The sequence below is a fragment of the Streptomyces synnematoformans genome, assembly GCF_039531005.1.
GTDB classification, from domain to species: Bacteria; Actinomycetota; Actinomycetes; order Streptomycetales; family Streptomycetaceae; genus Streptomyces; species Streptomyces synnematoformans.
The window spans coordinates 1-19363 of record NZ_BAAAPF010000121.1; the positions used below are offsets into that span (position 1 = coordinate 1).

At 76.1% G+C, this 19363-nt stretch carries 15 protein-coding genes and 1 pseudogene; 7 read left to right on the forward strand and 9 right to left on the reverse strand.

Annotation, left to right across the window (positions count from 1 at the left end; genetic code table 11):
- Nucleotides 1–585: pseudogene (locus ABD317_RS18690) on the reverse strand (glutamate racemase); the annotation flags it as partial.
- A gap of 438 nt (nt 586–1023) precedes the next feature.
- Here ABD317_RS18690 and ABD317_RS18695 point away from each other — a divergent pair.
- From ABD317_RS18695 to ABD317_RS18705, 3 genes are all read left to right on the forward strand, one after another.
- The gene (locus tag ABD317_RS18695; protein ID WP_344291086.1) at nt 1024–2178 is read left to right on the forward strand and encodes a glycosyltransferase; all 1155 of its coding nucleotides are present in this window, start codon (nt 1024–1026) and stop codon (nt 2176–2178) included.
- A gap of 190 nt (nt 2179–2368) precedes the next feature.
- Nucleotides 2369–2902, forward strand: coding sequence for a DUF6643 family protein (locus tag ABD317_RS18700; RefSeq protein ID WP_344291087.1), 534 nt, complete (start codon nt 2369–2371; stop codon nt 2900–2902).
- Nucleotides 2903–2999: 97 nt separating this feature from the next.
- Entirely contained in the window at nt 3000–5456 is a 2457-nt protein-coding gene (locus ABD317_RS18705) for a right-handed parallel beta-helix repeat-containing protein (RefSeq protein ID WP_344291088.1), read from the forward strand.
- On the opposite strand, the gene ABD317_RS18710 is transcribed toward ABD317_RS18705, so the two are convergent.
- On the reverse strand, nt 5426–7960 hold the full coding sequence (locus ABD317_RS18710) for a hypothetical protein (RefSeq protein WP_344291095.1): 2535 nt from the start codon (nt 7958–7960) through the stop codon (nt 5426–5428). The two genes, ABD317_RS18705 and ABD317_RS18710, sit on opposite strands and share 31 nt — an antisense overlap.
- A 203-nt stretch (nt 7961–8163) precedes the next feature.
- Here ABD317_RS18710 and ABD317_RS18715 point away from each other — a divergent pair, with 203 nt between their 5' ends.
- Nucleotides 8164–8985: a DeoR/GlpR family DNA-binding transcription regulator gene (locus tag ABD317_RS18715; protein WP_344291096.1), complete on the forward strand. Its 822-nt coding sequence runs from the start codon at nt 8164–8166 to the stop codon at nt 8983–8985.
- 30 nt (nt 8986–9015) lie between these two features.
- Here the strand turns inward: ABD317_RS18715 and ABD317_RS18720 are convergent, their stop codons facing one another.
- Entirely contained in the window at nt 9016–10158 is a 1143-nt protein-coding gene (locus tag ABD317_RS18720; RefSeq protein ID WP_344291089.1) for a PLP-dependent cysteine synthase family protein, read from the reverse strand.
- Between the two features lie 150 nt (nt 10159–10308).
- Here ABD317_RS18720 and ABD317_RS18725 point away from each other — a divergent pair, with 150 nt between their 5' ends.
- Complete coding sequence (locus ABD317_RS18725) at nt 10309–10650, forward strand: hypothetical protein (RefSeq protein WP_344291090.1); 342 nt, start codon at nt 10309–10311, stop codon at nt 10648–10650.
- A 156-nt stretch (nt 10651–10806) separates the two neighbouring features.
- Here ABD317_RS18725 and ABD317_RS18730 read toward each other — a convergent pair whose 3' ends face one another.
- The 3 genes from ABD317_RS18730 to ABD317_RS18740 are packed head-to-tail and all read right to left on the reverse strand — an operon-like array spanning nt 10807 to nt 14524.
- Nucleotides 10807–13377: an ABC transporter permease gene (locus tag ABD317_RS18730; RefSeq protein WP_344291091.1), complete on the reverse strand. Its 2571-nt coding sequence runs from the start codon at nt 13375–13377 to the stop codon at nt 10807–10809.
- A complete protein-coding gene (locus ABD317_RS18735) occupies nt 13374–14198 on the reverse strand; it encodes an ABC transporter ATP-binding protein (protein ID WP_344291092.1) in 825 nt (274 codons plus the stop codon). Before ABD317_RS18735 ends, ABD317_RS18730 begins: the two co-directional genes overlap by 4 nt.
- Entirely contained in the window at nt 14195–14524 is a 330-nt protein-coding gene (locus ABD317_RS18740) for an SHOCT domain-containing protein (protein ID WP_344291093.1), read from the reverse strand. The genes ABD317_RS18735 and ABD317_RS18740 overlap by 4 nt, the downstream gene beginning before the upstream one ends.
- A 320-nt stretch (nt 14525–14844) precedes the next feature.
- On the opposite strand from ABD317_RS18740, the gene ABD317_RS18745 reads away from it, so the two are divergent.
- Complete coding sequence (locus ABD317_RS18745) at nt 14845–15102, forward strand: hypothetical protein (RefSeq protein ID WP_344291094.1); 258 nt, start codon at nt 14845–14847, stop codon at nt 15100–15102.
- Between the two features lie 74 nt (nt 15103–15176).
- On the opposite strand, the gene ABD317_RS18750 is transcribed toward ABD317_RS18745, so the two are convergent.
- From ABD317_RS18750 to ABD317_RS18760, 3 genes are all read right to left on the reverse strand, one after another.
- Entirely contained in the window at nt 15177–15710 is a 534-nt protein-coding gene (locus ABD317_RS18750; RefSeq protein WP_078627975.1) for an NUDIX domain-containing protein, read from the reverse strand.
- Nucleotides 15711–15755: 45 nt separating this feature from the next.
- Complete coding sequence (locus tag ABD317_RS18755; protein WP_027757459.1) at nt 15756–17093, reverse strand: NsdA family TPR-like regulatory protein; 1338 nt, start codon at nt 17091–17093, stop codon at nt 15756–15758.
- Between the two features lie 345 nt (nt 17094–17438).
- A complete protein-coding gene (locus ABD317_RS18760; RefSeq protein ID WP_027757458.1) occupies nt 17439–18668 on the reverse strand; it encodes an ROK family protein in 1230 nt (409 codons plus the stop codon).
- 17 nt (nt 18669–18685) lie between these two features.
- Between ABD317_RS18760 and ABD317_RS18765 the strand changes: the two genes are divergently transcribed.
- On the forward strand, nt 18686–19363 hold a 678-nt coding region (locus tag ABD317_RS18765; RefSeq protein WP_425582389.1), incomplete at its 3' end, for an MFS transporter.

Below are 19363 nucleotides of genomic sequence, written 5' to 3' on the forward strand. Positions count from 1 at the left end.
GTGACCGCGAGCAGCCGGGTCGTCGACGCCCAGGCCGGCCAGCCGACGCGACGATCGATCTTCAGCCCCGCGCCCATCAGCGCGACGATCACGCCCAGTTCGGTCAACCGCTCGGCCTCGTCGGCGTGCTCGACGGCGTCGGCGAGGCCGGGGCAGGGCACCTCGGTGGCGGCCGCGCCGCCGGCGAAGTCGCCGATCAGCCGGCGCTGGTAGGCGCTGCCGGTGGTGGCGGGCGTGGCCCAGACCGCCAGCGGGGCCCGCCAGCTCGCCGCCGCCGGCGGCGGCGGGCTTCACGGCGGGCACCGTGCCGACGACGGGCAGCGCGGGCTCCAGCTCCGCGCGCAGCACGGGCAGGGCGTGCACGGAGGCGGTGTTGCAGGCGACGATGAGCACGTCCGGCCCGTACGCGGCGGCGGCCCGCGCACAGGCGAGCACCCGCTCCCCCAGGTCGGCGGGCGCCCGCGGCCCCCAGGGCATGCCGTCGGGGTCGGCGGACAGCACCAGCTCGGCGTCGTCCCGCAGGCGCCGTACGGCGGCGGTGGCCGGCAGCAGCCCGAGTCCGGAGTCCACAAGCGCGATCTTCACGCGGTCACTCTAGACGAGTGCGTCCGATCCCCCGTCGTTCGCCCGCAGGGCGGGCGGCGCAGGGGGCACCGCCCACGCCCTCCGGGCGTAGGGGGAGTCTGGTGCGTGCGATCGCAAGGCGGAGGGTCGACCGCATAGTGGGCCTATTCGGTCGATCCCGACAACGCGGCTGGGGGTACCGCCCACGCGCGCGCAGGGGGTACCGCCCACGCGCGCTTGCGCGCTGTGGGGGAGCGCGTGCCAGGCTCCCCCATGGCGCGCTTGCGCGCGCATGGGCGGTGCCCCCAGCCGCAGGCGGGGGATCGGACTCACTCGTCTAGCCCGCGGCCCGGGCGGCGGGGCCCGCGGCGCCCGGCCGGAGGGGCCCCGGGCGCCGCCCGGCCCGCCGAGCCGACCGTCGTGCTCGCACCGCGGGGGCGGCCGCGGGAGACTTCTGCGGTGACCCTCCTGTCGTGGACCGCCGTGCTGTCCCTGCTCGCCTGGGCCTGGCTGCTGCTGGGGCAGGGGCTCTTCTGGCGGACCGACGTGCGGCTGCCGCGCCGGGGCGAGCCCGGGCGGTGGCCCGACGTGGCCGTGGTCGTGCCGGCGCGGGACGAGGCCGGGGTGCTGCCGGACAGCCTGCCGTCGCTGCTGGCGCAGGCGTATCCGGGCCGGGCCCAGGTGTTCCTCGTCGACGACGGCAGCAGCGACGACACCGCCGGGACCGCCCGCGCGCTCGCCGCGCGGGCCGGGGACGGTGCGCTGCCCCTCACCGTCTCCTCCCCCGGCGAGCCCCCGCCCGGCTGGACCGGCAAGCTCTGGGCGCTCCGGCACGGGATCGGGCAGGCGCACGCGGCGGGCGCCGCGTACCTGCTGCTCACCGACGCCGACATCGCCCACCGCCCGGGGAGCCTGCGCGAACTGGTCGCCGCCGCGGAGACCGGCGGGTACGACCTCGTCTCGCAGATGGCCCGGCTGCGCACCGCCACCGGCTGGGAGCGGCTCGTCGTGCCCGCGTTCGTCTACTTCTTCGCCCAGCTCTACCCCTTCCGCTGGGTCAACCGCGCCGGCGGCAGGACCGCCGCCGCGGCCGGCGGCTGCGTGCTGCTCCGGGCGGACACCGCCCGCCGTGCGGGCATCCCCGAGGCGGTGCGCGGGGCGCTGATCGACGACGTGTCCGTGGCGCGCGCCGTCAAGCGCGCCGGCGGGCGGATCTGGCTGGGGCTGGCGGAGCGGGTCGACAGCGTGCGTCCGTACCCGCGGCTGGCCGGGCTGTGGCGGATGGTGTCGCGCAGCGCGTACGCCCAGCTGCGGCACAGCCCGCTGCTGCTGGCGGCGGTGGTCGCCGGGCTCGCGCTGGTGTACCTGGTGCCGCCGCTCGTGCTCGCCGCCGAGCTGCTGGGCGGCGCGCCCGCGACCGCGGTCGCGGGGGCGCTCGCGTGGGCCGTGATGGCGGGGACGTACCTGCCGGTGCTGCGGTACTACGGGCAGCCGCCGTGGGCCGCCGCGCTGCTGCCGTTCACCGCCGGGCTCTACCTGCTCATGACGGTGGACTCGGCCGTACGGCACCACCGCGGCAAGGGCGCCGCGTGGAAGGGGCGTACGTACGCGTGAGCTACGCATTTCCTACGCGCGGGTAGCCCGACTCCCCCCGTCCACCTGGCCTTTACAAAATCTCAACACCTCAAGAAGCCCGATTTCCCCGAGTTCACTCGCATTGGTGAGGGTCGGTCACTTCGAACACGCAAAACAACCTTCTTATCGGTCTCCCCAACGACCACATCGTGGGCTTAACTTATGCGGTATGACCTCCCCCCGCCCCTACGGCGGCGGCTACTATGCCGCGCCGGCCTTCCCGGACACCCCGATCTACGACAGCCTGGTCGAAGAGCGGGGCACTCCCCAGATCGCCCCGATCAGGGTTCCCTCGTACGACACCGGCCACCACCTCCCGGCCCTGCCCGCGCCCCGCGCCGCCCTGCCGCCCGCCCCGCTGCCGGCGCCGGCCCCCGCACCTCCGGTGCAGCACCATCCGCACCCGGCGCACACCCAGGCGTACGGCGGCCACCAGCCCGCCCCGCAGCCGGCGCCGCCGCAGCCCTTCGTCCCGCAGCAGGCGCAGCCGCGCTGGGACCAGGGGTACGAGCAGCAGCGGCCGCAGCCGCAACAGCCCCGCCCGCAGCAGCAGTCGGCCCCGCCGCCCGGGTACGAGGCGATGCGGCCGGTGGCGCCGCGGCCCGCGCCGCCGCAGCAGGCGCAGCCCGCCCGGCCGGCGTCCCCGCAGACGTACGCCGACCAGTACGCCCGCCCGTACTACCAGGACGGACAGCGCTACTGAGCACGGACCGGCCCTGAACATGGCCGGCCGGCCTCGCCGCGCGCGCTACGGTGGTGCCCCAGCCAAGCCGACGCACGAGGTGGGGGCAGAGCAGGACATGGCACAGGGCTCCGTCCAGGTCACGCACACCGGCGCCTCCCGGGGGGCGGTGCGGTGGCGCCGCCGCACCGGCGAGTACGGGTCGCTCGCCGCGGCCCTGGAGGCCGCGGGCGACGGCGACGTGCTGTCGCTGGCCCCGGGCACGTACCGGGAGAACGTCGTGCTGGAGCGGGCGGTGACGCTGCGCGGGCCGGGGGGCGCGGTGGGCTCCGTCCGCATCGCGCCGGCCGACGGGGTGGCGCTGACCGTCCGGGCGTCCGCGGTCGTCGAGGGGCTGCACGTCGAGGGGGAGGACGCGGCGGTCCCGGCGGTGCTCGTGGAGGCCGGGCGGCCGGAGCTGACCGGGCTGCGGGTCGTCACCCGCTCCGCCGCCGGCATCGAGGTGCGCGGCGACGCCCGGCCGACGGTCCGCCGCTGCGCCGTGGACAACCCGGCGGGCACGGGGGTCACGTTCGCCGACGGGTCCGGCGGCGCGCTGGAGGGCTGCGAGGTGCTGGCCGCCGGGCGCAGCGGGGTCGCGGTGCGCGGCGGTTCGAGCGCGCACCTGTCGCAGTGCCGCATCCACCACGCGGGCGGCGCCGGGCTGCTGCTCACCGGCGAGGGCAGCACGGTGGCGGCGGTGGGCTGCGAGATCTACGAGATCAAGGGCGCCGGCGTGCAGCTGACGTCCCGGGCCGCCGGGGAGCTGAGCGACTGCACGGTGCACCGCACCTCCGGCGACGGCATCTCGCTGGACACCGAGGCCGTGCTCCGGCTCACCGACTGCGAGGTCCACGACGTCCCGGAGAACGCCGTGGACCTGCGCTCGCGCGCGCAGGCGCGGCTGGCCCGGGTGACCGTGCGCCGCTTCGGCCGCAACGGCCTGTCGGTGTGGGACGCGGGCACCCGCGCCGAGGCGGCGCAGTGCGAGGTCCACGACAGCACCGGCGACTACCCGGCGGTGTGGGTGAGCGACGGCGCCGCCGCGAAGTTCACCTCCTGCCGGGTGCACGACGTGCCCGACGCGCTCGTCGTCCTCGACCGCGGCTCGGCGGTCGAGGCGAGCGACACCGACCTCGCGCAGGTGCGCGGCACCGCGGTGTCGGTGAGCGACGGCGCCGCGGTCGCGCTGGAGCAGTGCCGGATCCGGGACGCGGCGACCGGCGCGTGGTTCCGCGACCACGGCAGCGGCGGCACCGTCCGCGACACCACCGTCGACTCCGTCGCCTCCGGGATCATCGTCACCAAGGGCGCCGACCCCGCGGTCGAGGGCTGCACGATCGCCTCCCCCACCGAGGCCGGGGTGTTCGTCTCGGCCGCCGGCCGCGGCTCGTTCACCGGCTGCCGGGTCACCGGCAGCCTCGGCTACGGCTTCCACGTCATCGACGGCTGCCGGACGGCCCTGACCCGGTGCCGTACGGAGCGCTGCGCGCGCGGCGGCTACGAGTTCGCGGACGCCGGCCCCGCCGCCCCCGAGGGCTCCGACGGCGGCCCCGTCGTCGAGGACTGCACGAGCGACGAGAGCGCGGAGACGGCGAGCGCCCGCCCCACCGTGCCCGCCGCCCGCACCGAGCCGCAACCGGACGGCCTGCTCGGCGCGTTCGCGCCGCAGCCGGCGGGCGGCGCGGCCGGCGCCCGGCCGGCGGCCGAGGTGCAGGCCGCGGCGCGGCCGGCCCGGGAGGTGCTGGCGGAGCTGGACGCGCTGGTCGGGCTGGAGAACGTCAAGCGCGAGGTGCGGGCGCTGACCGACATGATCGAGGTCGGCCGGCGGCGCCGGCAGGCGGGCCTGAAGGCCGCCTCGGTCCGCCGCCACCTGGTCTTCACCGGCTCCCCCGGCACCGGCAAGACGACCGTGGCGCGGATGTACGGCGAGATCCTCTCCTCGCTGGGGGTGCTGGACCGCGGGCACCTGGTGGAGGTCTCCCGGGTGGACCTGGTCGGGGAGCACATCGGCTCGACGGCGATCCGCACCCAGCAGGCGTTCGAACGGGCCCACGGCGGCGTGCTGTTCATCGACGAGGCGTACGCGCTGGCGCCGGAGGACTCCGGCCGGGACTTCGGCCGCGAGGCCATCGACACGCTGGTGAAGCTGATGGAGGACCACCGCGAGTCGGTCGTCGTGATCGCCGCCGGGTACACCACGGAGATGGAGCGGTTCCTCGCCGTCAACCCCGGCGTGGCGTCGCGCTTCTCGCGCACCATCACCTTCGGCGACTACACCGCGGAGGAGCTGCTGCGCATAGTCGCGCAGCAGGCCGACGAGCACGAGTACCGGCTCGGCGAGGGCACGGCCGAGGCGCTGCTGAAGTACTTCACGGTGGTCCCGAAAGGGCCGGGGTTCGGCAACGGCCGTACCGCGCGGCAGACGTTCGAGGCGATGGTGGAGCGGCACGCCGGCCGGGTGGCCCAGCTCCCGGACCCCACGACCGACGAGCTGACGCTGCTCTACGCGGACGACATCCCCGCGCTGCCCTGAGCCGCCGCCTCGCCCCCGGTCCCCGGCTCCGCGGACTCCGGCGCCGCGGACTCCCGCTCCGGCTCCGCCGCGGGCCGCGGCACCCGCCGCGGCCACTCCTCCGCCGGCGCCGAAGGGGCGACGGCGATCCGGTCGAGCAGCGCGGCGCGTTCGCCGGCGAAGGCCGGGTCGGCCTGGTAGTCGGAGTGCGCGTTGATCGCGGCGGGGAGCGGGTGTGCGGCCGTGCGCTCGAAGGCCAGCGGGTCCTTCAAGGGCTCCCGGTCGACGTCGCTGGGCCGCCCGTCCGGGGTCGTGGGCCGTACCGGCCCGCCGATGGGGTCGGTCAGCCGCCACAGGTTGCGCCAGGCGTGCGTCTCCCGGTCGAGCGCGGCCAGCGCGTCGTCGCCGAAGTACGCGGGGAACCACCGCCCGTAGAGCCTGCGCAGCGGGGATCCGTACGTCAGCAGCGCCACCCGGCCGCGGATGTCCGGGTCGAGCTGCCAGACCGCGGCGGCGGCGAGCACGCTGCCCTGGGAGTGGCCGGAGATGACCAGGCAGCCGCCGGTGCGGGTGGTCCAGGTGCTGGTCCGCCAGGCGAGGTCGGGCACGGCGCGCTCGGCGTAGCAGGGCGGCGCGAAGGGGTGGGCGGCGCGCGGCCAGAAGGTGCCCACGTCCCACAGGATGCCGATCGTACGGCGCGACTTGGGATCCCGGTACGCCTGCCGGCCCATGGCCAGCAGCAGGATGACCCCGGCGCCCATCATCCAGGAGCCGAGCGCCTGCCCGGTCCGGGCCAGCCCGGGCAGCGGGCCGGGCGCGCCGTCGGCGGCCTTGCCCGGCACCTCGCCGGTGAGCAGGGCGCCGAGGACGGCGCCGGCGCCGAGCACCAGGGTGGCCAGCGCGGCGGCGCCGATCGCGGGCGGCGCGTCGTCGGTGAGCCGGGCCCGGGCGATGGCGCCGGTGATGCGGCCGGTGCGCGGGTCGTTGTCCGCGGTGTGGCGGTGCTCGGCCGGGTAGAGCCCGGCCACCTCGACGGCGAGCCGGCGGCGCAGCACCGCCAGCCGCCAGCCGCCGGCGAGCGCGAGCAGCAGGACGAGGAGGGCGACGAGGGGGATGACCGTGGCCTGCCAGGACAGCACCACGGGCGGGCCGGCGAGCGGGCCGTTCTCGCCGGGGGTGGCACCGCGGTCCAGCCAGTCCTCGACGAGCTGGGCGACGCCGCCGGGGAAGACCCCGGCCACGGCGCCGGCCAGCAGCGCCACGCACGCCCCGCCGAGGCCGCGCAGCGCGGGCGGGCCGCCGGTGGCGCGCCGCTGGAGCACCAGGCCGGTGACCGCGAGCCCCGCCGCGAGCACGCCCTGCGCCACGGCCAGGCCGCCGAAGATCCACGTGCCGGGCAGCCGGCCGGAGGAGACCCAGCCGGGGCGGGACCAGGCGGTGTGGACGAGCACCGCCGCCAGCAGCGCGAGCGCGGCCAGCGGCAGGGCCCGCACGGTGCGGCGGTCCTCGCCCATGTCCGGCTCCGCCTCCGTACGCCCCGAGCGGCACACCAGGACGACGACGGCGGCCCAGCCGGCCGCGGCCAGGGCCCCGAGCACCCAGCCGGCGGCCCGCAGCCCGCCGCCGTCGTCGGCGTCGGCGGCGGCGGTGACCGGGAGGAGCGCGGAGGCGACGGCGAGCAGGCCGGCGGCCGTGTGCGCCGCCCGCAGCCGGGCCACCAGCCGGCGCCCGTACCAGAAGCCGGGCAGCGACAGCGCCGGCTGCCCGGCGCCGGGCCCGCCGGCCGCGGCGGTGCGCGGCGCGGGCTTGGCCGACTCGTAGATGCGCCAGGTGCGCCGCGACAGCCACCACAGCAGCGCCGTGAGCAGCACGGGCACCAGCGCGGCCAGAGCGAGCCGGCGGCCGGGCGCGCCGAACCACCCGCCGGAGTCCGCGGCCATGAAGCCGAGCCACGACTTGTCGGCGACGCAGTGGGCGCTGCCCGCGCACTGCCAGGCCAGCAGGTCGAGCGTCACCTCGCCGGCGGCCAGCACGAGCTGCACGGTGAGCGTCAGCGCGAGGATCCGCACCAGGACGTCGTACGCCCGCTGCGCGCGGTGCCGCGACGGGGCCGCGGGGCGCATCCAGTGCGCGAGGTTCGCGATCATGAACGGCAGCAGGACCAGCCACAGCGCCCGGGCGCCGTTGCCGGAGGTCAGGTTCGACCAGCAGTACGCCTCCTGCACCGGCTCCGTACGGGATGCGCCCTCCCCGTGCGGCTCCCCCGCCGTCCCGGTCGCCTTCGCGGTCTCCGCCGCTCCCGCCGGCTCCGCCCGCCCCGCCGCGCGGACGTCGGCGGTGCGGCGGTGGATGCCGGCCGTGCGGTCGCCGGTGACCAGCTCGGTGCGCGGGTCGCCCAGCATCTCCTGCGGCGTGGCCCCGCCCACGCCGTGGACCAGCAGTTCCAGCGCCGGCCGCGGCGCGGCGCCGCCCGCACCGGTCGGCCCCGCCGTCTTCCCCCTGGCGCTCAGCGCCTCCGGCTGCATGCCTCTCGCCCCCCGTGCCGTCATGCGTCAGATGCCGGGAACCAGCATCCCGGTATCGGCTCTCCGGTGCAGCTTCCCGCGCGGGAGGCGAAGCAGAATCGTGACGCGGGGGGTCGCCTCGGTGGGCGAACACCCGCCACCCCGGGACGTACCCGCATGGGAGGATGACCCGGACAAGCGACCCCGGGACGAAGGGCGAAGGCGTGAGCGACCACCAGAACCTGCTCGCGGAGCAGCGCCGGTCCCTCATCCTGGACGAGGTCCGGCGCCGCGGCGGGGTGCGGGTGAACGAGCTGACGCGCCGGCTGAACGTCTCGGACATGACCATCCGGCGCGACCTCGACGCGCTCGCGCGCCAGGGGGTCGTGGAGAAGGTGCACGGCGGCGCGGTGCCGCTGGCCGAGGCGAGCACGCACGAGCCGGGCTTCGAGGCCAAGTCCTCCCGGGAGACGGGCGCGAAGGAGGAGATCGCGCGGGCGGCGGCCCAGATGGTGGCGCCGGGCGCGGCGATCGCGCTCTCGGGCGGGACGACGACGTTCGCGCTGGCGCGGCACCTGGTGGAGGTGCCGGACCTGACGGTGGTGACCAACTCGGTGCGGGTCGCCGACGTGTTCTACGCCGCCCAGCAGCCGGGTGCGCGCGGCGCGACGGTCGTGCTGACGGGCGGGGTGCGGACGCCGTCGGACTCGCTGGTCGGCCCGGTGACCGACCAGGCGATCCGCACGCTCCACTTCGACGTGCTGTTCCTCGGGGTGCACGGGATATCGGTACAGGCGGGGCTCTCCACGCCGAACCTGGCGGAGGCGGAGACCAACCGCCATCTGGTGCGGGCGGCGCGGCGGGTCGTGGTCGTCGCCGACCACACCAAGTGGGGCACGGTGGGCCTGAGTTCCTTCGCCTCGCTGGACTCGGTGGACGCGCTGGTCACGGACCCCGGGGTGCGCGCGGAGGCGCGCGCGGAGATGGCGGAGCACCTGCCGGAGGTCGTGGTCGCGGGCGAGCCGCAGGAGCCGGCGGAGGGCTGAGCCGGACCGGGGGCAGGGGCGCCGGGGCGCTCAGCAGTCCCAGTGGCCCGTGGCGAGGAAGCCGTCGAGGTGCGCGGCGTACGGGCCGATGTCGAGGCCCTGCTCGGCGAGCCAGTCGTCGGAGTAGTACTTGTCGAGGTAGCGGTCGCCGGGGTCGCAGATCAGCGTGACGACGCTGCCGGTGCTGCCGGACGCCGCCATCTCCGCGACGATCTTCAGCGCGCTCCACAGCCCCGTGCCGGTCGAGCCGCCGGCCTTGCGCCCGATGGCCCGCTCCAGCGCGCGTACGGCCGCCACGCTGGCGGCGTCGGGCACCTTCATCATCCGGTCGATGGTCGCGGGCAGGAAGCTGGGCTCCATCCGCGGCCGGCCGATGCCCTCGATGCGCGAAGCGCTGTCGCAGACGACGTCGGCGTCGCCGCTCTCCCAGCCGGCGAAGAAGCAGGAGTTCTCCGGGTCGGCGACGCAGACACGGGTGTCGTACTGCAGATAGCGCACGTAGCGGGCGATGGTGGCGGAGGTGCCGCCGGTGCCGGCGGTGGCGACGATCCACGCGGGCCGGGGGTAGCGCTCGCGGCGCAGCTGGTGGTAGATCGACTCGGCGATGTTGTTGTTGCCGCGCCAGTCCGTCGCCCGCTCGGCGTAGGTGAACTGGTCCATGTAGTGGCCGCCGGTCTCCTCGGCCAGCCGGGCCGACACCTCGTACACCGTCCGCGGGTCGTCCACCAGATGGCAGGTGCCGCCGTGGAACTCGATGAGACGGGTCTTCTCCCGGCTGGTGGTGCGCGGCATCACCGCGATGAAGGGCACGCCGATCAGGTCGGCGAAGTACGCCTCGGAGACGGCGGTGGAGCCGGAGGACGCCTCGATGACGGGCTTGCCGGGGCGGATCCAGCCGTTGCACAGCCCGTAGAGGAACAGCGAGCGCGCGAGGCGGTGCTTGAGGCTGCCGGTGGGGTGGGTGGACTCGTCCTTGAGATACAGGTCGATGCCCCAGCGCTCGGGCAGCGGGAAGCGGAGCAGGTGGGTGTCGGCGGTGCGGTTCGCGTCGGCCTGCACCCTGCGGACGGCCTCCTGCAGCCAGGCGCGCGCGCCGGGGTCGCTGCGGTCGACGTCGAGGGTGGGCAGGGCGCCGCCGGGCGCGGCGGGCGGGTGCTGTGCGCTGGCGGTCACACCCCGATCATATGCGGCGGCTCTGGCCACCCCGGCCCGTCGTGGGCACACTGGCAGCAGTGCTGGTGCCGTCGGCGGAAGCCGGCGGTGCCGCCCATGCGCGCTCGTCGCTCCGGAGGGAGCGCCGTGGGGGAGCCGAGGAGGGTCGGCGTGGCGGAGACGGAGTACACGGCTCGCGGGGTGCGGATCGGGCGCTGGTTGCGCTCGCTCACCCGGGCGGGACAGGTGCATATAAAGGACGGCCGGCTGGAGTTGCTCACCAGCTACGGCACCCAGATCGACAGTGCCCCGGTGCAGGAGGTGCGCGCGGGCCGGGCGTGGTTCGGCCGGGGCGACCGGGCACTGGCGTCGGTCAACGGCCGGCAGTACGTGCTGACGCTGACCGGCGAGCGGGCCGGCGGCGAGGAGTCGGGCGCGAAGGCGGCCGGCCGCTTCCTCGAAGCTGTGCGCGCGGCGCGCGGCCGGGCGGGCGGGGCGGCGGACTTCGGCTGACGAGACCCGCTCCGCGGGGGCGCGCCCGCACCGCGGGACCGAGGCGGCCGCCTGCGCGTTCGCCGGGCACCCGCTACGGCTCGGCGCCGACGTGCGGGCGGCCCGCCCTGCTCGCGAGGAGCCGGACGAGCCGCCTGCCGCCGTGCCGGCCGCGGGTCACTCCGTGGCGATCGCGCCCAGCACGTCCAGTCGCGCCGCCCGGCGGGATGGGCGCCAGGCCGCCAGCGCGCCGGCCGTGATGCCGACCAGCGCCACGATCGACAGCTGGACCGGCGGCACGGTGAACACCCCGTCGCCGGACGAGTCCGTGGCCTTCGTCATGGCCCAGCCGAGGAATGCGCCGAGCGTCAGCCCGCCGACCGTGCCGAAGGCGGCCACCAGCACCGACTCCCAGCGGACCATCGCGCGCAGCTGCGCCCGGGTCTGCCCGACCGCCCGCAGCAGGCCCAGCTCGCGGGTCCGCTCGTGCACGGCGAGGGTGAGGGTGTTGGCGATGCCCAGCAGCGCGATGAGCACGGCGAGCGCCAGCATCGCGTACACCAGCGTCAGCATCATGTCGACGCCGGCCGCCGAGGACTCGGCGAACTCGTCCCGCGTCTGCACCTCCGGGTTGCCGTACCGCTCGGCGACACCCTCCACCGCCGCCTTGCCGTCCGCCTCGGACACGCCGTCCCGGAACGCGACCGCGACCAGCGAGTCGGAGTCCTGCATCCGGTGCGGCTGCCACGCCTCGCGGGTGAGGACGTAGTCCCCGGCGAGGTCCGCCTGGTCGTAGACGGCCCGTACGGTGAAGGGCTGCTTCTCGCCGTCGGTGAAGGTGAAGCGGGCGGTGCTGCCGACCTGCCAGCCGTGGTCGTCCGCCTCGCTCTGCGAGACCGCGACCCCGGTCGTGCCCAGGCCCGCCAGGCTGCCCTCGACCGCGCCGAGGTCCAGCACGTCGCCCATCCGCTCCGGGTCGGTGACGGTCAGCGCCCGCCCGTCACCGTCCACCCGCGCCACCCCGGTGCCGAGGCCGAGCGCGTGCTCCACCTCCGGCAGCTTCGCCACCGCGGGGGCGACCTTCGGGCTGAGCGCGCCGCTCTCCGGCCCGAAGGCCGGCACCCGCACCGCCACGTCGCCGGCGAAGGCGCGCGAGACGGTCTGGTCCATCGTGGACTTCAGCGAGGCGCCGAAGACGGTGAACAGGGACACCACCGCGACGCCGATCATCAGCGCGGTCGCGGTGGCCGCGGTGCGCTTGGGGCTGCGCAGCGCGTTGCGGCGGGCCAGGCGGCCGTTCATGCGGCGCAGCGGGGCGCCGAGGATCCGTACGGCGTACGCGGACGCCACCGGGCCCAGCACCACGAACGCGGCGAGGGTGACCACCGCGCCGGCGACCGTCAGCGTCACCGACGGGTCGGCGGAGTCTCCACCGGGCACCGCTCCGTAGACCGTCAGCCCGGCGCCCGCGGCGATGAGCAGGCCGCCGGTCAGGGCCCGTACCCGGGAGGAGCCCGAGCCGTCGACGGCCGTCTCGCGCAGCGCCGCCAGCGGCGCGGTGCGGCCGGCGCGGATTGCGGGCGCCAGCGCGGAGGCCAGGCACACCAGGACGCCGGTGGCGAACGGCAGGGCGAGCGACAGCCCGCTGACCACCAGGTCGCCGTCGGGGAACGGGAAGCCGACCGCCGGGAACAACGCCTGCAGCCCGGCCGCGATCCCCAGCGCGCCGGCGAGGCCGGCGAGCGAGGCGACCACGGCGACGACCAGGGCCTCGGCGAGCGTCTGGCCCACGATCTGGCGCCGGGTGGCGCCGATCGCGCGGAGCAGCGCGTTGTCGCGGGTGCGCTGGGCGACGACGATCGCGAAGGTGTTGTAGATGCTGAACGTCGCGACCAGCATGGCCACGCCGGCGAAGCCGAGCAGGCCGGCGGTGAAGCCGCTGAGGAACTGGCCGGCGATCTGGTCCTGGTTCTCCTCGGTGACCTCCTGCCCGGTGACGGCCTCGATGCCCTCGGGCAGCGCCGGGGTCAGCGCCTTGACCAGCTCTTCCTGGCTCTCCCCCGGGCCGGCGCGCACCTGGATGCTGGTGGCCCGGCCGGGCTCGGCGGTGAGGTGCTTCTCCGCGTCGGCCCGGGTGAGCGCCGTGAAGGTGGTCTGGCCCATGGCGTCCTCGCCGCCGAAGGTGGAGATGCCGACGATCGTCACCTTCAGCGGGTCGGGGGTGCGCACGGTCGTGGTGTCGCCGATGTGCAGGCCGCCGGCCTTCGCGGCGCCCCGGTTGACGACCGCCTCACCGGACCGCTCGGGCGCGCGGCCCTCGGCGATCTGGTACGAGTTCAGGTCCTTGTCGGCGATCCAGTTGCCGGCCAGGGTCGGAGGGCCCCCGCCGCCCACCGGCTCGCCGTCCTCGTCGAGCAGTTGCCCGGGGCCCTCGATGCGGGGCTCGGCCGCGGCGACGCCGGGCATCCTCCCGATCTCGTCCGCCAGCCGGGTGGGGACGGACCGGCGGGTGCCGAACGACTCGCCGGGGGTGGTGATCATGTCGTCGCCGCGCACCACCGCGTCCGTGCCGCCGGTGGCGCGGCCGAACATGGCGTCGAAGCTGGACCTCAGGGTGTCCCCCATGACGAGGGTGCCGCCGAGGAACGCGACGCCGAGGAGCACGGCGAAGAACGTGCCGGCGAACCGCCGCTTGTGCGTGCGCAGCCCGGCCATGCTCAGCCGCAGCGACGCGCGGGTGCCGCTCATGACGGGTTCTTCCTCTCCGCAGTGTCGTTGAGGGACCGGGCGGTGCGGGGGCTGCGGGGGCCCTCGCCCACGAAGCGCTGCATCCGGTCCAGTACGCGGTCCGCGGTGGGCGCCTCCATGCGGTCGACCAGCCGGCCGTCGGCGAGGAAGACCACCTCGTCGGCGTAGGCCGCGGCGACCGGGTCGTGGGTGACCATGACCACGGTGCGGCCCAGCTCGCGCACGGTGTCGGCGAGCAGGCCCAGGACCTCGGCGCCGGAGCGCGAGTCGAGGTTGCCGGTGGGCTCGTCGGCGAAGACCACGTCGGGGCGGCCCGCGAAGGCGCGGGCCACGGCGACGCGCTGCTGCTGGCCGCCGGACAGCTCCGCGGGCCGGTGGTGCAGCCGGTCGCGCAGGCCGACCACGTCGATCAGCGAGTCGGTCCACGCGGGGTCGCCGCGGCGGCCGGCCAGGTCCAGCGGCAGGGTGATGTTCTCGGCGACGGTCAGCGTCGGGAGCAGGTTGAACGCCTGGAAGACGAAGCCGATCCGGTCCCGGCGCAGCATCGTCAGCCGCTTGTCGCCGAGCGCGCCCAGCTCGGTGTCGCCGATGAAGGCGGCGCCGGAGGTGAGCGTGTCCAGGCCGGCGGCGCAGTGCATCAGCGTGGACTTCCCGGACCCCGAGGGGCCCATGATGGCCGTGAACCTCCCGGCCGGGAAGGCGACACCGACGCCGTCGAGCGCCCGTACCTCGGTGTCGCCGCTGCCGTAGACCTTGACCGCGTCGACGACGCGGGCGGCCGCGCCGGTGATCACGGAGGCGGTGCCGGTCGCGTGCGTCATGCCGCACCGCCCTTGGTGTCGGTGTGGCGCCCGAACTCCTCGCTCAGCACGGACAGCCGGCGCCAGTACTCGTCCTCGTCGATCTCGCCCGCCGCGAAGCGCCGGCCGAGCACCGCGATCGGCGACTGCTCGCCGTATCCCGCGCCGCCGGGACCACCGGGACCGCCGGGACCGCCGCGGAACCGCTGCCACGGCGCGCCGCGGCCGCGCCAGACGACGCGGCGGACGAAGAAGAACAGGCCGCCGAGGACCAGCGCCCACATGAGCGGGAAGAGCAGGATCCAGGGGCCGGGGCCGTCGTCGTTCCAGTGCGCCAGGGTGTGCATCGGTCTCAACTCCTCAAGAGGGTCTGTGGTGCTGACACCCTTGAGACTCCCGCTCGGAGGGGGTCCGGGTCGTCGTACGGCCAGCGGCACCCGGCCTGCTCCCCGCGGAGTATTCCGGCGGCCTCCGCGTGCTCCCGGCCGCCGTCCGCCGGGCGCGGGCCGCGGCCCGCACACCCGCACCCGTCACCCTGCGTGACGTATTCACACGGGGCGCGTGAAAGGCACGTGCATATGCACCCTCCACACGCTCCCGCGCGCCCCCCTCGGTGGACTTCCATGGGGGGCGGACGCGGGGCACGGACGGGACAAAGGAGCAGACCGTGGCCACCGAACCCGACACGAGTGCGGTCGTGTCCGAGCTCGCCGAGATCCGGCGCTCGCTCGATGTGGGCCTCGCCCGCATCGACGGGCGGCTCGCACTGCTGTCACAGCGTAGTCAGCAGATGGAGCGGGAGATCGACGAGCTCACGGCACGTGTCACCTCGCTGGAGCACTCGCGCTGGCCACTGCCCTCGATCGCCGCGCTGACCGGTGCGGCGGCGATGGCAATGGCGTTATGGCAGGCCCTGGGCCGCTGAGCGGCGCGGGCCGCCGGCCGCCGGTGTGCCGGCCCCGTCGCGGGGCCGGCCACCGGCGGGCCCGGCGGGCCCGGTCAGGCGCCGAGGCGCAGGTGGTGGAGCATGAGCAGCGCCGCCGCCATGTTCGCGGCGGGCACCTCCCCGCGGCCGACCATGTCGGGCACCCCCTTCAGGGGCACCCACTCGCGGCGGTCGGACTCGAAGTCGTCCTCGGGATCGCCGATCTGCACCGCCTCCGTGGCGTAGTACATGAGGTGCCGGGCGTCCGTCAGGCCGTTGGACGGCTCGACGGTCATCAGGTGGGTGAGCGGGCCGGGCCGCCAGCCGGTCTCCTCCTCCATCTCGCGGGCGGCGGCGGCCTCGGGGTCCTCCCCGTCCTCCACCACCCCGGCGGCCAGTTCCCATCCGTAGACGTCGGTGATGAACCGGTGCCGCCACAGCAGCAGCACCTCGTTCGCCTCGTTGACCGCGGTCGCCACGGCGACGGGTCGCAGGCGGATCAGATAGTGGTCCAGGTGGCGCCCGTCCGGGAGTTCCACGTCGGCCAGGTTGACGCGGAACCAGCGGTTTTCGTACACGGTGTGCTCCCTGAGGTTCCTCCATCGCACGTACCATCCCCCTTGTCGCCGTCCAGTGGCGGTGACGGCCCCCGCTCAGAGCGGAACGCGCAACGCTGCGTCGATCAGCTCCGCCGCCTCGGCGGTCCCCCCTCCGCCGGTCTCGGTCAGATGGCGACGGACCGCGCGCAACCTGTCCCGCAGCCGCTGCGACTCCATCCCTCTGGCCGCTCGTGCCATTTCCAGCGCCGACTCCGCCGCCTCCTCGGCGTCCCCCTGGCGCAGTTCGACGTGGCTCAGAATCGCCAGCCGGTGCACCCGCCCCCGGTCGTGGGCGGGCCGGTGCACGGCGGTCGCCGCCTGTTCGCGGGCGGCGCGCAGGTCCCCGATGCGTAAGAGCGCCTCGGCCACCTGCACGTTGACCAGACCCGGCTGGACGTAGTCGGTCTCGGCCGGCTCCCGGCGTGCGCTGATCCGTCCGGCGGCGGACTCGGCGCGGCGGATGCAGTCCAGGGTGCCCGAGCGGTCGCCGAGGAAGGCGTACGCCTTGGCCTGCATCGCGTACAGGTCGGCCGCCAGGGCGGGGCTGACGTCCTGGTCCGCGGCCCGCAGCGCGGCCTCCGCGAACGCCACCGCCTGGCGGTACTCCCGGAGGAACAGCGACTGGTTGACGAGCATCGCGATGACGTACGCGCCGAAGCCGCGGTCCCCGCTCGCCTTGGCCAGCCGCAGCGCCTGGTGGAAGTAGCGCTGCGACAGCCCGAGGGCGTCCGAGTCGTACGCGCAGATGCCGGCGACGGCGACGAGGCCGCCGGTGGCCCGGTGCAGCCGCCGGCCCAGTTCGTCGCCGTACGACCCGCGGAGCAGCGGCGCCGCCTCGGAGTTGAGGAAGCGCACGACGCGGGCGCGGGTCGCCATGCCGCCGGCCTTGCGGTACATCTGCTCGTAGTGGGCGCGGGCGGCCCTGAGGGTGGTGACGTCGGCCTCGCTGACGTGCACCGGTCCGCTGCGGGAGACGTCCCCGTCCTCCGGCGGGTTCTCCCACTCCCACACCGGGATGACGGCGGGGGTCCCGGTGAGCGCGCGGGCGCCGACGACGTGCGGGTGCTGCTGCTCGTCGGAGCGCCACAGGGCGGTGGCGCGCTCGACGAAGCGGGCGAGCGGCGCGGCGGCCGACGAGGTGCCGCCGGCGGAGCCGAAGCCGATGTCGTCCAGCGTGACCGGGCGGTCGAGGCGCTCGGCCAGCACCTCGCAGATGAGGTCGGGCACCTGGCCGCGCGGCCGCTGGCCCTTGAGCCAGCGGGCGACGGCGGTGTGCTCGTACCGCAGCCGCAGACCGCGGGCGGCACCGGCCCGGTTGACGTGCGCGGCGAGCCCGGCGTGGGAGATGCCGGCCTCGTCGAGTGCCGCGTCGAGCAGGGTGTTGGGCTCCATGTGCCCTCCTGCGTGCAGGGTGTCCGCCAGCGTAACCGAGGGCGTTTCACACGGGGTGTGAAGTGCGCGCCCGCAGTCGTGGCGTGTGCGCCCTCCCGGTGGGCACGGGTGGCGAGTTGACTGTGCGGCATCGGGTCCGCTCGCTTCCCCGCAGCCTGGCGGCGGTTCCGTAGCCGCTCCGCCCGGCCGCGCCGGACCCGGCACCCGGCCGGCCGGGCGGGCGGCAACCCCCCACCGGCGCGGGCGCCGCGGACCGGACGGCGGTCCGGCCCGCGGACGTCCGCGACCGGGGTGGCGGGTGCGTACGACGTGGCGTGCGCCGGCGCCTCCGGGGCCGCCGCGCGTTCACCCCTCCAGGACGCCGAGGGGGTCGTCGAGCACCGGCTGCCAGGCGAGTTCGGCGGCGCCGACCAGGCTGTTGTGGTCCAGCGTGCACTCCAGCACCGGCACGCCCCCGCTGCGCCCCCACAGGCTGCGGTCGGCCACCACCGCGCGCAGCCGCTCCGGGGCGGCGGCCAGCAGCACCTGGTGCAGCCCGCCCAGGATGATGCGGTCCGGGTTGAGGATGTTGACCAGGCCGGCGAGGCCGAGGCCGAGGCGGTCCACGACCAGCGCGACGGCGGCGGCGACGGCCGGGTCCGCGTACTCGTCGCGCACCAGCTCCCGGGCCTGCTGCAGCAGCGAGACCTCCGGTCCGGGCGCCCGGCCCGCGGCCGTCAGCAGCGCCAGTGGGTCGGTCTCGACGTCCAGACAGCCGCGGCCGCCGCAGTGGCAGGGCAGGCCCTCGTCGGGGTTGACGGTCAGGTGGCCGACCTCCAGCGCGAGGCCGGCGCTGCCGGTGTGCAGCCGCCCGTCGAGCACGAGCGCCCCGCCGACGCCGCGGTGGCCGGTGGCGACGCACAGCAGGTGCGCGGAGCCGCGGCCGGCGCCGTGGCGGTGCTCGGCCAGGGCGGCGAGGTTGACGTCGTTGCCGGTGAACGCCCGCGGGGCGGCGGCGAACTCGATGCCGGAGCCGGTCAGGCACTCGTGGAAGATCCGGCGGACGGGCGCGCCCGCGGGCCAGGCGAGGTGCAGGGGGTTGAGTGCCTCCCCGTCGGGCTCGGCGACCGCGGACGGCACGGCCAGTCCCGCGCCGACGCACGTGCGCCCGGTGGCGCGCAGCAGTTCGGCGCCCTCCTCGACGACGGCGGCCAAGACGTGCGCGGGGTCGGCCGGGACGGTCATGCAGCCGGGGGCGGTGGCGACGATGTGCCCGCCGAGGCCGACGAGCGCGGCCCGGAAGCCGTCGGCGTGCACCTGCGCGGCCAGCACGACGGGGCCGTCGGGGTTCACGGACAGGCCGTGCGAGGGCCGGCCCTGGTGGCCGGGGGCGGCGGCGGGGCGGGAGTCGACGGTGATCAGGCCGAGGGCCGCCAGCTCGGCGGCGACGGCGCCCGCGGTCGCCCGGGTCACCCCCAGCTCGGCGGTGAGCACGGCGCGGGTGGGCGCCCGGCCGGTGTGGACGAGCTCCAGCGCGGGCCCCAGCGCGCTCCGGCCCCTCTCGGGTCGCACGGGCCTTGTACGAGTCGGCGTCACGCTTCTATTCTGTCTTTGTGCCGACGCTAAACAAAATACGGGCGGCGTTCCCCCGGCGACTCCGCGGCGCCACCCCGCCCGGCGGCGCGGCGGCGGCCCGGCTCGCCCGGCTCCGTATCGTCCTGACCGTCTTCTTCGCCCTCGACGGCTTCGTCTTCGCCGGCTGGGTCGTCCGTATCCCCGACATCAAGGACCAGACCGGCGCCTCGCCCAGCGCCCTGGGCCTGGCGCTGCTCGGGGTGTCCGCGGGCGGGGTGGCGACGATGGTGCTCACCGGCGGGCTCATCCGCCGCTACGGTGCCCACGCGGTCACCGTGGGCACCGCCGTGCTGCTCTGCACGGGCGTGCTGCTGCCGCCGCTGACCCGCTCCGCCCTCGCGCTCGGCCTGGTCCTGCTGGTCTTCGGCGCCGCGTTCGGCTCCATCAACGTCGCCATGAACAGCGCGGCCGTCGACCTGGTGGCCGCCATGCGGCGGCCGGTGCTGCCCAGCTTCCACGCGGCTTTCAGCCTCGGAGGGATGCTCGGCGCCGGGCTCGGCGCGCTCGTCGCGGGCCACCTCTCCCCCACCCGGCACCTGCTGCTGCTCGCGCTGCTCGGGCTGACCGTCACCGCCTTCGCCCGGCGCGCGCTGCTGGCCATCCCGGCGCCGCGGCCGCCGCCCGCCCGCGCCGCCGCGGCGCCGGGGGGGGCGGGG